The organism is Chryseobacterium sp. C-71 (assembly GCF_020911865.1).
Taxonomy (GTDB): domain Bacteria; phylum Bacteroidota; class Bacteroidia; order Flavobacteriales; family Weeksellaceae; genus Chryseobacterium.
Genome location: NZ_CP087131.1, coordinates 3,399,756 through 3,414,987 on the forward strand (window position 1 = coordinate 3,399,756; position 15,232 = coordinate 3,414,987).

The 15,232-nt window shown below is 34.5% G+C and carries 15 protein-coding genes; 5 read left to right on the top strand and 10 right to left on the bottom strand.

Translation table 11 applies throughout. The features are described 5' to 3' along the window. Nucleotides 1–165: 165 nt before the first annotated feature. From LNP04_RS15700 to LNP04_RS15715, 4 genes are all read left to right on the top strand, one after another. On the top strand, nucleotides 166–2,496 hold the full coding sequence (locus LNP04_RS15700; RefSeq protein WP_229983846.1) for an ATP-dependent helicase: 2,331 nt from the start codon (nucleotides 166–168) through the stop codon (nucleotides 2,494–2,496). A gap of 76 nt (nucleotides 2,497–2,572) precedes the next feature. Next, nucleotides 2,573–3,406, top strand: a complete 834-nt coding sequence (locus LNP04_RS15705) for an alpha/beta hydrolase (protein ID WP_229983847.1) — start codon at nucleotides 2,573–2,575, stop codon at nucleotides 3,404–3,406. Between the two features lie 131 nt (nucleotides 3,407–3,537). Beyond that, nucleotides 3,538–3,909, top strand: coding sequence for a phospholipase D-like domain-containing protein (locus LNP04_RS15710; RefSeq protein WP_229983848.1), 372 nt, complete (start codon nucleotides 3,538–3,540; stop codon nucleotides 3,907–3,909). Next, on the top strand, nucleotides 3,881–4,243 hold the full coding sequence (locus LNP04_RS15715; RefSeq protein WP_229983849.1) for a phospholipase D-like domain-containing protein: 363 nt from the start codon (nucleotides 3,881–3,883) through the stop codon (nucleotides 4,241–4,243). The genes LNP04_RS15710 and LNP04_RS15715 overlap by 29 nt, the downstream gene beginning before the upstream one ends. Before the next feature lie 162 nt (nucleotides 4,244–4,405). Here the strand turns inward: LNP04_RS15715 and LNP04_RS15720 are convergent, their stop codons facing one another. The 4 genes from LNP04_RS15720 to LNP04_RS15735 form a co-directional block, all read right to left on the bottom strand. After that, the gene (locus tag LNP04_RS15720; RefSeq protein WP_229983850.1) at nucleotides 4,406–6,247 is read right to left on the bottom strand and encodes a carbon starvation protein A; all 1,842 of its coding nucleotides are present in this window, start codon (nucleotides 6,245–6,247) and stop codon (nucleotides 4,406–4,408) included. A gap of 239 nt (nucleotides 6,248–6,486) precedes the next feature. After that, a complete protein-coding gene (locus LNP04_RS15725; protein WP_229983851.1) occupies nucleotides 6,487–7,485 on the bottom strand; it encodes an alpha/beta hydrolase in 999 nt (332 codons plus the stop codon). Nucleotides 7,486–7,505: 20 nt separating this feature from the next. Next, nucleotides 7,506–7,889 carry a DUF3037 domain-containing protein gene (locus tag LNP04_RS15730; protein WP_229983852.1) on the bottom strand — a complete coding sequence of 128 codons (384 nt, stop codon included), beginning with the start codon at nucleotides 7,887–7,889 and terminating at the stop codon, nucleotides 7,506–7,508. Further along, nucleotides 7,876–8,649, bottom strand: a complete 774-nt coding sequence (locus LNP04_RS15735) for a HipA family kinase (RefSeq protein WP_229983853.1) — start codon at nucleotides 8,647–8,649, stop codon at nucleotides 7,876–7,878. Before LNP04_RS15735 ends, LNP04_RS15730 begins: the two co-directional genes overlap by 14 nt. A 172-nt stretch (nucleotides 8,650–8,821) precedes the next feature. Here LNP04_RS15735 and LNP04_RS15740 point away from each other — a divergent pair, with 172 nt between their 5' ends. Further along, nucleotides 8,822–9,670: a S9 family peptidase gene (locus tag LNP04_RS15740; protein WP_229983854.1), complete on the top strand. Its 849-nt coding sequence runs from the start codon at nucleotides 8,822–8,824 to the stop codon at nucleotides 9,668–9,670. Between the two features lie 157 nt (nucleotides 9,671–9,827). Here LNP04_RS15740 and LNP04_RS15745 read toward each other — a convergent pair whose 3' ends face one another. From LNP04_RS15745 to LNP04_RS15770, 6 genes are all read right to left on the bottom strand, one after another. After that, nucleotides 9,828–10,649: a flavin reductase family protein gene (locus LNP04_RS15745; RefSeq protein WP_229983855.1), complete on the bottom strand. Its 822-nt coding sequence runs from the start codon at nucleotides 10,647–10,649 to the stop codon at nucleotides 9,828–9,830. An 84-nt stretch (nucleotides 10,650–10,733) separates the two neighbouring features. Beyond that, nucleotides 10,734–11,147 (bottom strand): GxxExxY protein, encoded by a 414-nt coding sequence (locus tag LNP04_RS15750; RefSeq protein ID WP_229983856.1) that lies wholly within the window; start codon nucleotides 11,145–11,147, stop codon nucleotides 10,734–10,736. A 98-nt stretch (nucleotides 11,148–11,245) separates the two neighbouring features. After that, nucleotides 11,246–12,493 (bottom strand): fumarylacetoacetase, encoded by a 1,248-nt coding sequence (gene fahA / locus LNP04_RS15755; RefSeq protein ID WP_229983857.1) that lies wholly within the window; start codon nucleotides 12,491–12,493, stop codon nucleotides 11,246–11,248. A gap of 47 nt (nucleotides 12,494–12,540) precedes the next feature. Beyond that, entirely contained in the window at nucleotides 12,541–13,005 is a 465-nt protein-coding gene (locus LNP04_RS15760) for a hypothetical protein (RefSeq protein WP_229983858.1), read from the bottom strand. A gap of 70 nt (nucleotides 13,006–13,075) precedes the next feature. After that, nucleotides 13,076–14,206, bottom strand: coding sequence for a 4-hydroxyphenylpyruvate dioxygenase (gene hppD / locus LNP04_RS15765; RefSeq protein WP_229983859.1), 1,131 nt, complete (start codon nucleotides 14,204–14,206; stop codon nucleotides 13,076–13,078). A 230-nt stretch (nucleotides 14,207–14,436) separates the two neighbouring features. Then, nucleotides 14,437–15,219, bottom strand: coding sequence for a hypothetical protein (locus LNP04_RS15770; protein WP_229983860.1), 783 nt, complete (start codon nucleotides 15,217–15,219; stop codon nucleotides 14,437–14,439). Nucleotides 15,220–15,232 lie beyond the last annotated feature (13 nt).

Here is a 15,232-nt window from a genome sequence, read left to right on the forward strand (position 1 = left end):
TGAAAATTTTATAGAATATAACAAACCAAAATCATTTCTAAAAATTAAAATTTGCGAATTAGTTGCGAAAAACAATTAAAAACTTAAAAAATTCCAAGTTCCGAATTCACAATTTGAATTCTCCTTATAATACACTAATTTTGTGTTCCCAAATTTTTTTGCTGTATGGATTATCTGAAAGGACTCAACGAATCACAATATGAAGCCGTTACCACTTTACAAGGGCCTTTGATGGTGCTTGCAGGAGCAGGTTCCGGCAAAACACGTGTATTGACAATGCGTATTGCCCATTTGATTACCAATGGGGTAGATCCTTTCAATATTCTGGCATTAACCTTTACCAACAAGGCGGCAAAAGAAATGAAAGAGCGTATTGCAAAAGTTGTAGGACAAAGCAATGCGAGAAGCCTTTGGATGGGAACTTTTCACTCGGTTTTCGCAAGAATTCTGAGAAGTGAAGCGCATTATTTGGGGTATCCATCAAACTTTACGATTTACGATCAGCAGGATGCTCTGAACGTCATCAGAAAAGTGTTGAAAGACATGAATATCGATGCCGATCTATACAAACCTAAAAAAGTTCAGGCAAGAATTTCCAATTACAAAAATAACCTGATCACGGTAAAAGCATATTACAATAATCCTGAATTAATGGAAGCTGACGAAAAAGCCAACATGAAATTTATCGGAAAAATTTATGAAAAATATGTAGAAGCCTGTTATAAAAACGGCTCGATGGATTTTGATGATTTACTATTGAAAACCAATGAATTGTTGACAAGATTTCCGGAAGTTTTAGCAAAATACCAAGACAGATTCAGATATATTTTGGTAGATGAGTACCAAGATACCAACCACTCTCAATATTTGATTGTGAAAGCTTTAGCTTCTAAATTTGAAAACATTTGTGTGGTGGGAGACGATGCACAGTCGATTTACTCTTTCCGTGGTGCGAATATTTATAATATTTTAAATTTCAAAAAAGATTATCCGGAGGCAGTTACGGTTTCTTTAGAACAGAATTACCGTTCAACACAAAATATCGTAAATGCCGCAAATGTGGTGATTGCCAAAAACCTTCAGCAGTTTAAGAAAAATGTTTTCAGTGAAAATGAAGTAGGCGAAAAAATCAAGGTTTACCGTTCGCTTTCTGATGCTGATGAAGCCAATTTCGTGGCAGGAAATATTTGGGAACTAAGTAACAGAGAACAGAAGAAATTTAGTGATTTTGCGATTTTATATCGTACCAACTCTCAAACAAGAGCTTTTGAAGACTCTTTAAGAAGAAAAAATATTCCATATAAAGTATATGGAGGTTTGTCTTTCTACCAAAGGAAAGAGGTGAAAGATTTGATCGGTTACCTACGCCTTTTGGTCAACGAAAATGATTCTGAAGCTTTAATGAGAATCATCAATTATCCAACAAGAGGAATTGGTGAGACAACTCAGAATAAATTAATCGTTTTTGCCGATTCACAAAATCTTCCGGTGTCTAAAGTTTTAGATAATTTGGGAATGTATGCGCCACAATTGAAATTCAATAACGGAGTTTTAACAAAATTGAGCGATTTCTGGTCAATGATCAAAGCGTTTCAGGTTTTGCTTAAAACCGAAACCGCCTACAGTGTCGCAATGGAAGTGGCAAAGCGAAGCGGTTTGATTAAATTTTTAAAAGACGATCAGACTCCCGAAGGAATTTCCCGTGTAGAAAACGTTCAGGAATTAATGAACTCGATGCAGGGTTTTATTGAAGAACAGCAGCAAATCGAGGATGGGGATCCTAGTTTACCAAATTTCCTTGAAAATATTGCACTTTCTGCAGATACTCAAAGGAAAGATGATAATGAAGACATGGTTTCTCTGATGACGATTCACCTTTCAAAAGGTCTAGAATTTCCGGTTGTTCACTTGGTTGGGTTAGAGGAAAATCTATTCCCTAGTTTTATGAGTTCGGCAACCCGGGAAGATTTGGAAGAAGAAAGACGTTTGTTTTATGTTGCTTTAACAAGAGCTGAAAAGCAGGCATTTTTCTCGTACGCAGTTTCTCGTTTTCAGTGGGGGAAAATTACCGATGCCGAACCTTCGAGATTTTTGAGCGAAGTTGACGAAGAGTATATTGAGTTTTTAAATCCTGCAATTGAAAAGAGATTTATCAACAACGCAGGCATTACTTCGAATATTTTTGATGAGCATCCTTCTGAAATGAAAAGTTTCAGAAAAATAGAAAAGAAAACCATCACGAAAACCGAAAATGATAAGCCAATTGCTGAACCGAGAAAATTAAAACCTGTAGCTACGGCGAAAATCATCAATCCAAGTGGGGCTTCTTCGCAAGATATTGAAGTTGGAGACAAGGTAAGACATGACCGTTTCGGAATTGGTGAAGTGAAATTTTTGGATGGAACCGATCCGCAGAATATCAAAGCTAAAGTTGTTTTCTTACATGAAGGCGAGAAGAATTTGATCTTAAAGTATGCTAAGCTGACGAAGATTTAAAAAAAATAATTAAACAGGCTTTCTTTGAAGGTCTGTTTTTTTATAAATTCATATCTTTAAATTCCAAAATAATAAAATGAAAAAACTTCTCATCTTTCTCTTTATAACAGTTATTTTAAATCTGTTTTTTTGTCAAGAATACCAAACTATCACTAATGTTAAATATTATGATGAACAGACAAATAAGTCCGATGTTTATATCAATGAAAGATGTGTTTTAGATATCTATTTTCCAAAGAATGTGAAAAATTTTCCCACCATCATTTGGTTTCATGGTGGCGGAATCACGGGTGGAGAAAAACATATTCCGGAAGAACTGAAAAATAAAGGAGTTGCTATCATTGCCGTTAATTACAGATTGTCGCCAAAAGTAAAAGCACCCAAATATATTGAAGATGCCGCTGCTGCAACAGCCTGGGTTTTCAATAATATTAAAAAATACGGCGGAAGTGAAGATCTGATTTTCATTACCGGACATTCTGCAGGAGGCTATCTTGCTTCAATGGTTGGTTTAGACAAATCTTATTTAAATAAATATAAAATTGATGCAAACAAGCTTGCCGGAATTATTCCGTTCAGCGGACAAATGATCAGTCATTTTACCACAAGAAAAGAAAAGGGAATCGAAGAGCTTGACGCCCGAATTGATGAAATGGCACCTCTTCACTTTATCCGTGCTGATGCACCGCCTTTACTTTTAATTACTGGTGATCGTGAGAAAGAACTGCTCGGAAGATATGAAGAAAACGCTTACATGTGGAGAATGATGAAGCTGAAAGGTCATAAAGAAACGCTTTTATACGAATTAGACGGTTTTGATCACGGGGGAATGGCTCATCCTGCTTTTCCTTTGCTTTTGAATGAGATTAAAAGGATTGAGAAACTGAAAATTCAAAATAATTCAAAATAATAAAACCTCATTGTTGAATTTTTTATAATTTTAATTTTATAGGATGATTAAAATTTAATTCAAAAATGAGTGTATTCTACAACAATGCAATTTGTGATATTTATATTGGTAAAAGTGCCGGAAAAAAACTAATGGAAGACATCAGAAATGCAAAAAGAAATGTAAAAATTGTTTCACCTTATCTATCTCCCTATTTAATAAAAGAGCTAATTCTTTTACATTCCAGAGGTCTTCGTATCAAACTTATTACAAATGACAAGATCGAGGATTTTGATGGATCGGAAAAAAATATTCATCAGCTTATTCTTCAAGACAAACACGTTAATAAGGAAGAAAAACAAAAAAGAGACAAACTGATAAAATTATCGGAAAACTTACTAATTGTAATTTTACTAACCATTGCACTTGTTTTTCTTTTTTTTGTTTCTTTTTCAAAAATTGGAATTTGCTTATTCTATCATTATTATTGGAATAATGTTTTTGATAAGAAATTCTATTATTGAGAAGATAAAAGGCAAAAGAATTTACTACTACACTTATAGACAGTTGTTTCCTTTCAAGGTTTTCGTCTCAAAATATGAAGATAAGTATTCTTCGAATAAAATTTATGTTCACAGTAAAATTTATATTATTGATAATGAAATTGCGTATTTAGGTTCACTGAATTTCACAGGAAGTGGAGTAAGAGCAAATCATGAAACAAGAATAAGGACAACCGATAGCCAGGCTGTAAAAACAATCAGAGATGAGGTTGAAGACTTATTCTCTACTATAAATTTTACTGCAAAAGATATTCAATCTTGGGGAAGTCAATTGTATAATGAGCCGATGAATTAACAGTACTTTCTCACCGAATTTTTATTTTAAAAAAGTGAATGATCAATCTTTTTTATGTATTCTAAAAAATCAAATTTTCTACAAAAATTATAACGGTTAAAAAATAAAAGAGATGCGAAAAATCAAAAATCGCATCTCTTTATTTTTATATTAATTGAAAAATTACCTTTCCACCAGTTCCTTTACAGTTTCACCATAGAAATCTGTGTGTGAAGTTTTCACTTGTAATAATTGATACCATTTTCTAAATGCTCCCACAAAAACCACAAGCATCAGAACCATTGCTATTACAGCTAAAGTTGCCAATAAATATTGCTGTTTGGGAATATAAATATCCATCACCTGAATATAGCCTGCCCAAAAAGTAATAATCGCCATGAAAACTCCCGGAATTGCAGAGCAAAGCGCATATTTTCCTCTGTTAAGACGAATGAGCATTGTCGTGCAGACAATCAAACCACAAGCGGCAAGTAATTGATTACTAATCCCGAAGAGCGGCCAGATGCTGCTTACGTTTCCGGTGAAAACCAAGTATCCCCAGGCAAATGTGAAGAGCAAACTGCTGATGATAATTCCCGGAGTCCAGTTTTTATCATTAAATTTAGGAATAACAGATCCCAGCATTTCCTGTAGAAAGAATCTTCCAACTCTCGTTCCAGCATCGATTGCGGTCAAAATAAATACCGCTTCAAACATAATTGCAAAGTTGTACCAATATGCCATGAGCTGATCCATGTATGGAATTTTATTGAAAATATGCGCCATTCCGACAGCCAGTGAAACGGCACCTCCTGTTCTTCCATGCAAATCAATCCCAATTCTTTCTGAGAAATAATCGATGTCAACACCGTGTAAGTTCGGATGTGTTGCCAGAAAAGCATCATAGGTATCTTTTGGGGTGTTAATGGCAAAGTAATCTCCGGGCATCAAGGTACAAGCGGCAATTAAAGCCATCAATGCCACGAAACCTTCGACAAGCATTGCTCCGTAACCTACAAATAGAATTTCTTTTTCTCTGTTCAGCATTTTTGGAGTTGTACCCGTCGCAATTACGGCGTGAAATCCTGAAATCGCTCCACATGCAATGACAATGAAGATAAATGGTAAAACAGGACCGCCAATAACAGGACCGCCACCGTTGATAAATTCAGTTAAAGCAGGCATTTGAATCGTCGGGTGAATCACAATCACGCCAATCGCCAACATGATAATCGTTCCGATTTTTAAATAGGTTGAAAGATAGTCTCTTGGTACCAACAGCAACCAAACCGGAAGAACAGAAGCCAGAAATCCATATAAAGGAATCGCAATTGAAATGGTAGTAATGTCCCAAGTAAACATATTATTCATGGTTTCATTTTGCATCAAGCTATGTCCGCCAATGATTCCTGCAATCAAAAGAACACCACCCAGAATACTAGCGAAAGTCACTGAGTTTTTTCTGTAACGCATGATCAATCCCATGATAATCGCAATCGGCATGGTAATGACAACTGTAAATAATGACCAGGAAGCTTCATGCATCGCATTGATACATGCTAATGAAAGTCCTGCGAGTGTTAAAATTAAAATAAATAAAATCGCAAAACCTGCGACAGTTCCGGTAGTTTTACCAATTTCTTTGGATGCGATGGTCGCCAAACTTTGTCCTTTATGTCTTACCGATGCGAAGAGTACTACCATATCGTGAACTCCGCCTCCCAAAACGCAGCCGATCAAAATCCAGATAGCTCCGGGAAGATAACCAAATTGTGCCGCCAATACTGGGCCAACTAATGGCCCAGCCGCAGCAATTGCTGCAAAGTGATGCCCGAAGAGTACATTTTTATTGGTTGCGACGTAATCTTTTCCGTCTGCAAACTCGACTGCCGGAGTTGTGTTTTTGTCATTTAGACGAAGAACTTTGTTTGCTAAATAAATTCCGTAAAAACGGTAAGCAATTGCAAAGATGAGGAGTGATGTAAACACCAAGGTCAGTGCATTAATTCCATTTAGAAATTCCATGTCATTTCGATTTTATATGAATAAATATTTAGGGTTTTTGCTTATTTATTATTAATAATGTAAGCATTTGGCCAAGATACTTATTTTCAATATAAAATGAATGAATATGTATATCAATTTAGCAAATTTATGTATTATATTTGATGTTTTTTAATTTAAACAAATGATTTTCAAGTGTTTAATTATTGCTTCTTTTTGAAAAAAAGACAGTATTTATAATTTCAATTATATTTTAAATTCTACTTTGTCTGCGACACAATAAAATTAACCATTGCATTGTTAATCTCGTCCTGATAGGCTTTGTCCGTGTCTTTAAAACCATGATTTCCTTTTTTGACAATAATAAGTTCATGTCTAGTTTTAGTTTTATCCAGCATCTTATTTAGCCTTTTTGAATGTCTGATTGGGGCAATTTTATCTTTGTTACCGTGTAATATCAACGTAGGAACTGTATTTTGCGTGTAGTAAAGTGGTGAAATGGTTTTGCAGGCTTCAATGACTTTTTTTCTTTCAGTATTAACGTCATATCCAGTCATTCCTTTTGCAATTTTTGTTCTTATGTCGATGATTTTTTTTGAAATTAAACCAACGATAAATAATAAAGGCTTTGGCGCTCTGGTGTGAAGAAGTCGATTCATGTCAGTCGGTCCGAAATTATCAACTACATAGTTTACTTTTCCTGAATATTTCGAAAGTTCCTGATCTCCTGAAAATTCGTTGTCAGGAGTATAAGCGGAAAGCAGCGAAAGATGAGCTCCCGCAGAAACACCCCAATAGCCAATGTTTTCTGCATCAAAACCATATTGATCGGCGTTTTTCCTCACCCATCTTACCGCATCTTTAGAATCTTCAATAGGACCCGGAAAATGAACCTCATCACTTACCAAACGATAATTGACACTTAAAACTGCATAGTTTTTTTCTGTCAGCTTTAAAATCGTTTGCTCAATATAATTATCCGGAGCAATTATTTTGTCGCCGAGAGCCCAAGCTCCGCCATGTAAAAATATAACTACAGGTAACTTCTTGTCAGTAGAACTTTTGGGTTTGTAAATATCTAAAAGAAGATCTTTACCTAAGCCATCTTTTTTGTAAGTAATATTTTCAGAAACGGCAGTTTTCTCCTGAAGCTGAATGCTCTTTGATGTCTGCGCAAATATGGATGCTGAAAAAAAGAAAATAAAAAACAGGTTTAGAAAAAACCTGCTGATATTTGTATTGTTTGTCGCTGAATTCATAAATAAATTGTTGAGGTGTATTATTTTACTAACTCCTCAAAAAGTTTACCAAAAGTTTTTTCAAGGTCTTTAGATTTTCCTGGATGAGGTCTGGAAGTTTGTACCACAGCACTTCTAACGGCAGTCAGCCAGCGGAATCTGTCGGGAATGTCAAGACTTGCAATTGGACCACCATCCTTTTTTCCTTCAGCAATATTTTTAAAACTTTCGAGATTCTTGATGATGTCGTCGTAATCAAGCTTGCTTTTGATCAGCTTAAATTTATCCGGACAGAGATAAAACTCAACTTTAATGAATTTCTCTCTTTTCGAAAACATCACCAATCCTATATTGAAAAATTCTTCTCTTTCAACCTTTGGCACCAGGCGTATAACGGCGTATTCGTATATTTTATCCTCTTGCATTTTTGGCTTCGTTTACAAAGATTTGAGAATTTTCTAAGCGTGTTTTCAGGAAGTTGAAATAGACTTCACGTATTTCATCCGGACTTTCTTCAGCATCGTCCCAATGCAGCCAATCTTGCGGAATTAGATTAACAATCTCTCTGAAAAGATTTTCATTTAAAACTTCATGCGCAAACTTTTCAGCTTCATCTATTTTTGTTGCTTGTGGAAGCAAGACATGATCTTTTACATATTTAAACGGAGTTTTTGCTGCGGTATCAAAATTCTGCCACGAGTGATGGAAGTAAAACGATGCACCATTATCAATTACCCAAAGTTCCTTATGCCACATCAAAAGATTGGTATTCTTAAAAGTACGGTCGATATTGGTAATAAATGCATCCAGCCATACAATTTTTGAAGCCAAAAGCGGATCAACTTTAATACTTGAATCAAAAGCAATCGATTCTGAAAGATAATGTAAACCTAAATTTAATCCTTCTGAGTTTTTCAGTAAATCCTGAATTTCTTCGTCCGCTTCCGTTCTTCCGAAATCGACATCAAGATTTGCAAAAACCAGTTCAGGAATTTGTAGACCTAAAGCTTCTGTGATTTTTCCGCCAAGCAACTCAGATATCAGCATTTTTACGCCATGTCCTGCACCACGGAATTTTAAGACATATTTAAAATCATCATCAGCCTCTGCCAAAGCAGGGAGCGAGCCACCCTCCCGAAGCGGAAGAATATAGCGCTGTACGGTAACCGTTCTTAAATCCAACATAACGCAAAAATAAGATTTTTACTTTGTGTTTAAATGTATTTATGCTATTTTTAGGTTTAAAATTTGTTTGAATTTAAAATATTTATCTTGAAGATTGAATTGATTTGAAATATCTTTTAAAAATTAAATATACTCACAGAGAAATTAAAGTCAACTAACAAAACAAAAAAATATGAAAGTCATTAAAGATCAAAATATCATTCTTTCAAATTCTAAAACCAAAGATTTTCTTGCCGACGCTTATTATCCTGAAACCGAAAATAAACTTCCCTTAGTTATTTTCGTGCATGGCTACAAAGGTTACAAAGACTGGGGTGCTTGGGATTTGATGGCTGAGAAATTTGCAGAAGCTGGTTTTTTCTTTGTTAAATTTAATTTTTCTCATAACGGAACTACCATTGAAAACCCTCATGGATTTGATGATTTAGAAGCTTTTGGAAATAATAATTATTCGAAAGAGCTTTCGGATTTGGATGTAGTTTTAAATCATTTTACTATAGATCCAAAAGTGGATGATCAAAAAATCGTTTTGATCGGGCACAGTCGGGGAGGAGGAATTTCTATTATTAAAACCAGCGAAGATATTAGAATCAATGGATTAATTACGTTAGCGAGTGTCGATAATCTCGAACGCTTTCCTAAAGATGAAGCTTTTGAAAATTGGAAAAACGAAGGTGTTTATTATGTGGAAAACGGAAGAACAAAACAGCAGATGCCGCATTTTTATCAATTTTATGAAGATTTTGCTAATGATCCGCATCGCTTCGATGTAGAACGTTCCATGGAAATGGCAAAAGCTCATGTTTTGATTGTTCATGGTACTTCAGACGAAGGCGTAAGTGTGAAAAATGCTGAGCATCTTCACATTTTAAATCCTAATACCGAATTGTTTTTAGTTGAAAATGGAAATCATGTTTTCGGTGCAAAAGAACCTTGGGAAGAAGAGAATTTACCTGAAGATTTAAATAAAATTGTCGAAAAATGTATTGAATTTATCAATGATAAAATTGTGAATGAATAAAAAATGAGTGAAAACTTCACTCATTTTATGTTGAATTTAAACTACAAGGTTTATTAATTGTAAGAAAAATCTGTAAATTTGATAAGTATTACTGCTTAAACGAAGCTCAACTTAATATTCTTAATTTTTTAGTAGAAATCTTAATGTTTCAAAAATCTTATTTCACTAAAATTTTCCAAGCCTCATCAATCTTACTTTCCAGCAAAAGTTTTTGTGCTTCCATATGGATATTTTCATCCTCATGACAATTTTCTGAAGGCAAGACTTCCACGTTGGCTAGCATTCCCAAATCGTTTCCTGTAAAGACTTTACTGTATTTTATAGCATCGGGAAGAAGATCAAAACCAATTCCTTTTGTTACTAAAGGTTTCGGAACTTCAAATAAGTTGTGTTCATTATTTTTCGAATACCAATTTCCTCCGAGACGAGCAACCATGTCTAATTTTGCCTGATCTAAATTTCCTTCTTCGTTCAGATATTCTTCTCTGATGTGAATTTTTTTAACTTCACAAATAACCAAATTTCCTGCACCGCCCTGATCTCCTAAAGATTTTATTTCTAAAACCTTGCACTCAAAATTTACGGGACATTCTTCAATTAATTTAGGTTTCACCAAATCAGCATCTTTCATCGTCAAACCAGATTTGATGAACTCATTGACGCCATCTCCGTATTCTGTCGATGCTAAAGAAATCTGCTGTACGATTGGGAAATTTACTGTTCCGATAACCACTTCTGATACTTCTAGAACATTTTCTAAAGTATGTTTCGTGGTATTATCCCGAACTCTTCTCGATGGTGAAAAAATCAAAATCGGAGGAACGGTGCTAAACATATTGAAAAAGCTAAACGGCGATAAATTGCTGTTTCCTTCTTTGTCAACTGTAGATGCCAATGCAATCGGTCGTGGTGAAACGGCGGTCTGCATTATTGTCTGTAGTTGAACTGACGATATTTCTGATGGGATGATTGTTTTCATTTTTTTATATCTTACCACTTAAGTTATTTTAAGTATTATAATTGCACATATTAAGTACACTTAAGTTTTGAAAATCTGCGATTTTCATCCTTTCGGAAGTTCTTTAAATAGTTTTGAGGCAAAAGATTCATAACCTTCATGATAAAGATTTATTACATTGAAGTTTACTAAAATTGATCTTGGTGCTTTGAGTAAATTCATGTAATTCATCGTCTGTGCTTTATGAATTGGATGAATCTCTGAAACCGATTTTAATTCTAAAACAATTAAATCTTCAATTAAAAAATCACATTTCAATTTACAATTTACTTTCTCATCCTTGTATAAAAATGGTATTTCAAGTTCACTTTTGTATTTTAAACCTACTAAATTAAATTCTTTTTCTAAACATTGATGATATACTTCTTCATACAAGCCGGGACCTGCCAATTTATGAACTTCAATACAGGCTCCAACAATCTTATATGAAATGTCATTGATGAGTTTTTGTGTAATCATGTTTAAAAAAGAAAATCAGAGATTTTCAAAAAACTAAAGTGAACTTAAAATATTCATTGTCTTTTAACTTAAAAATACTTAAGTGTTTAAAATTAAATCTATTTAGTTGGAATAATTTTACCAGAAACTTCCCCGAAACCAACTCTCACACCGTCTTTTTCAGCCCAGGCTTTCATGGTCACAGTATCATTATCTTCAATGAATTTTCTTTCCTGTCCATTGCTTAATGTTATTGGGTTTTGTCCTCTCCAGGTCAATTCAAGCATAGAACCGAAAGATTTTGGGTCGCTTCCTGAGATGGTTCCACTTGCATAAATGTCACCAACTTCCAGATTGCAACCATTTACCGTATGATGAGCCAATTGTTGCGTCATGTTCCAATACATGTATTTGTAATTGCTTTCTGAGATCAGGTTTTCTTCGCCGTTTTCTGGCTGGATATATACTTCAAGATTAATATCGTAATTTTTATCTCCTTCAAATTTTAAATAATCCAAAACTTCTGGATCTTGCTTTGGAGAAGTGGTTCTGAATGGTTCCAAAGCTTCTAGTGTTACGACCCAAGGAGAAATTGAAGAACCGAAATTTTTAGCCAAAAATGGACCCAATGGAACATATTCCCAAGATTGAATATCTCTTGCAGACCAGTCATTGAAAACAACCATTCCGAAGATTGCATTTTCTGCATCTTTTGTAGATACGCTTTCTCCCATTTCGGTATTTTGGTTGATGATGAAAGCCATTTCCAATTCAAAATCCAATTGTTTGCAAGGTCCGAAAACGGGTTTGTCAGCATCAGCAGGTTTCATCTGGCCTTTTGGGCGGTTAATCTCAGTTCCTGAAACGACGATTGATGAAGCTCTACCGTGATAGCCTACAGGTAAATGCTTCCAGTTAGGTAGCAATGCGTTTGCTGGATCTCTGAACATTTTTCCTACATTGGTTGCGTGCTCGATGCTGCTGTAAAAGTCTGTGTAGTTTGGAATATGAATCGGCATGATCATTTTTACCTGATCCAAATCGTAGAATGCATCTTCAATGGTTTTTTCATCCTTAGATAAAATCGAACCTTCCTGCAATAATTCCTGAATTCTCAAACGAACAGCGTTGGTCACAGGTTTTCCTAATTCGATGAATTCATTTAAAGTATATGCTTCGAAAACGTTGTCGTCTAAACCTGCGATTTCTTCAAAATACGAAAGATCGTATAAAAGGGCAAGATCAACAACCTGATCGCCGATTCTTGTACAACAAGCGATAAATTCTTTGTTGAATACTGCAACTCCGAAAGGGATATTATGTATTGAAAAGTCTGAATTTGAATTATACTCTACAAATGATTTCATAATGTGATAGTTTGATTTAGATTTTAAAGTAATCTTTTTGAAAGTTATTATTTTGATTTTTTGGTATAAGATTCTTCATCAATCCATCGGTCTCTCGAATTGATGTCGATGAGATAGATAATTTCTTTCTGCTTGGTCAAAAGAAGTGTTTTTGAAACCGGGATCGGAATTTTTTTGTTCTCAAGCTTATCAGCTCTTAAAGAAATAATATTCTTTTTTCTGATGATGTCTCCGGAGAAAACATTTGATGTACTTTGTCCCGTCGCTTTATCGTCAAACATTTCAACGTAAGTCGCATCTTTCCCTTTGATGATGATAAAACTTCTTTCTGTATGATCGTCAAAATCTTTAATGAGAACAAATTTTTTATTCTCTACACTTACGTTTTCAAGATGTTGATTAATTCCTCTTCTTTCCTCCAAAACGGTTAGGATTTTATCTAATGCTGCATAATTTTGAGCTTTAGATAAAAGACTGATAAAAAATAATGTACAGATGAATAATTTTCCCATGAGCTTGTGTTTATAAAAAAGTTTTGTCAAGATCTGCATCCTGACAAAACTCTGTATTTGGTTTAAAAAATTAAAGATTACCTCTTTTTTCCTGCTCTTTTTCTAAAGCTTCGAAAAGTGCTTTGAAGTTACCTGCACCAAAGCTTTGTGCACCGTGTCTTTCAATGATTTCAAAGAAAAGCGTAGGGCGGTCTTCTACAGGTTTGGTGAAGATTTGTAATAAATAACCCTCTTCGTCATGGTCAATTAAAATACCTAAATCCTGAAGTTTTTTCAAGTCTTCGTCAATGTGACCAACTCTCTCAGGAACCATGTTATAATATGCTTCTGGTGGAGCAGAAAGGAATTCTACGCCCCTCTTCTTAAGCTCAGTAACCGTGTGGATAATGTCTTTTGTTGCAACTGCAATGTGTTGTACACCTTCTCCTTCATAGAAATCAAGATATTCTTCAACCTGAGATTTTTTCTTTCCTTCTGCCGGCTCATTGATTGGGAACTTTGCAAAACCGTTTCCGTTTGACATTACTTTAGACATCAATGCAGAATATTCTGTGTTGATCTGCTTGTCATCAAATGAAAGAATGTTCACAAATCCCATCACTTTTTCGTACCACTCAACAGTTGGGATCATTCTGTCCCAGCCTACGTTTCCTACACAATGGTCAACATATAATAATCCTGCTTCTTCAGGTTTGTAATCGCTTTCCCATTTTTGATAACCAGGCATGAAAGATCCTGTATAGTTTTTTCTTTCGATAAACATGTGAACAGTTTCTCCGTACGTGTAAATTCCGGACATTTTTACTTCACCGTGCTCATCTGTCAACGTTACTGGCTCCAAATAAGGTTTTCCTCCTCTTTTTGTAGTTTCTTCAAATGCAGAATAGGCATCGTCTACCCAAAGTGCTAAGATTTTCACTCCATCGCCGTGTTTTTTTACGTGTTCGCTAACTGGCGAGTCAGATTTTAGACCTGTGGTAAGGATTAATCTGATTTTCCCCTGCTGAAGAACATAAGATGCACGATCTCTTACTCCCGTTTCAGGACCTGCGTAAGCAACTGACTGAAAACCAAATGCAGTCTTGTAATAATGAGCGGCCTGTTTAGCGTTTCCTACATAAAACTCAATGTAATCTGTACCATTTATTGGCAAGAAATTCTCAGCTTGAGCAATTTTTTCGGCAAATGTAAGTGTTGACATATTTTCTATTTTTACTTTTATTTAATGGATTGCAAATTACAAAATTCTTGTAAATAATTAAAGACATTATTGTTATGTAATCGATTGTGTATTATTTAATAAAAATTAAAGTTCATTTAAGTATATTTAAGTTTGTGTTTGTTTTATTATTAATTGTATATTTGTATTAGAAACTTGATGTCGAAAGGAAATTATTTCAAAATGATAAAAGCCGTAATTAATTACGGCTTTTATTTTTTATTATTTAACCTTCCGGCGTCTGGGTTGTAATTGTCCCAAATTTTCCACATATTATCTATTTTGCGAATGAAATAAATTTGTGTGTTGAGCTGATTCACAAAATGTTCTTCTCCGGTTTCTCCTACCTTGAATAAGAGATTCCAGAATTCCTGAGTTTCTAGGATTTTTTTATCAGGCTCGTCTGTTACGATGTTGACATCGAATATTTCAAAATTAGAACGATTGTTTTTTGTAACCAATTCAAACTGCCTCTCGCAAAGCTCACGGCTAAATTCTGATGCTCTTTCAAGAAACGGAGAATTGTCAAATACAAGATCTTTAAACAAGTCTAATTTTAAGACTGGAAAATTTTTATACAAATCAAAAACGGTTGCGCAGTATTGATAAACGATGTCGGTCGAAAAGACATCACTATTTAGTTCTTTACCATTGATGTCATTATCTTTTAAATGATAAATGTATGCGTTGAGATCTTTAAAGCCTAAAAAAATGCAGATTTTATCAAGCGTCTTCAAAAAACGCAGATCATTATGGGTTTTATCCTGATAATCATTTTCAAAAAATCGCTGCAGGGTAATGTGCGAAATCGTATTTCCTAACTCAAATCTTTTATCATCTTTAAGCTCTTCTGATAAAGCGAGCTCTTCTTTGATAATTTCTGAAAGAATTATATAGTGACTTCTCTTCCATTCATTTACCATCCCTAAAACTGAATCCTCTACCTTAGGATGTTTTACAACTTCTTCTTTTATCGAATTATAAATCGTCTTCAAATGTGTAATTTTT

Coding starts and splice junctions, on each gene's coding strand:
- LNP04_RS15700 (WP_229983846.1), top strand. CDS start 166: ATGGATTATCTGAAAGGACTCAACGAATCACAATATGAAGCCGTTACC.
- LNP04_RS15705 (WP_229983847.1), top strand. CDS start 2,573: ATGAAAAAACTTCTCATCTTTCTCTTTATAACAGTTATTTTAAATCTG.
- LNP04_RS15710 (WP_229983848.1), top strand. CDS start 3,538: ATGGAAGACATCAGAAATGCAAAAAGAAATGTAAAAATTGTTTCACCT.
- LNP04_RS15715 (WP_229983849.1), top strand. CDS start 3,881: ATGTTTTTGATAAGAAATTCTATTATTGAGAAGATAAAAGGCAAAAGA.
- LNP04_RS15720 (WP_229983850.1), bottom strand. CDS start 6,247: ATGGAATTTCTAAATGGAATTAATGCACTGACCTTGGTGTTTACATCA.
- LNP04_RS15725 (WP_229983851.1), bottom strand. CDS start 7,485: ATGAATTCAGCGACAAACAATACAAATATCAGCAGGTTTTTTCTAAAC.
- LNP04_RS15730 (WP_229983852.1), bottom strand. CDS start 7,889: ATGCAAGAGGATAAAATATACGAATACGCCGTTATACGCCTGGTGCCA.
- LNP04_RS15735 (WP_229983853.1), bottom strand. CDS start 8,649: ATGTTGGATTTAAGAACGGTTACCGTACAGCGCTATATTCTTCCGCTT.
- LNP04_RS15740 (WP_229983854.1), top strand. CDS start 8,822: ATGAAAGTCATTAAAGATCAAAATATCATTCTTTCAAATTCTAAAACC.
- LNP04_RS15745 (WP_229983855.1), bottom strand. CDS start 10,649: ATGAAAACAATCATCCCATCAGAAATATCGTCAGTTCAACTACAGACA.
- LNP04_RS15750 (WP_229983856.1), bottom strand. CDS start 11,147: ATGATTACACAAAAACTCATCAATGACATTTCATATAAGATTGTTGGA.
- fahA (WP_229983857.1), bottom strand. CDS start 12,493: ATGAAATCATTTGTAGAGTATAATTCAAATTCAGACTTTTCAATACAT.
- LNP04_RS15760 (WP_229983858.1), bottom strand. CDS start 13,005: ATGGGAAAATTATTCATCTGTACATTATTTTTTATCAGTCTTTTATCT.
- hppD (WP_229983859.1), bottom strand. CDS start 14,206: ATGTCAACACTTACATTTGCCGAAAAAATTGCTCAAGCTGAGAATTTC.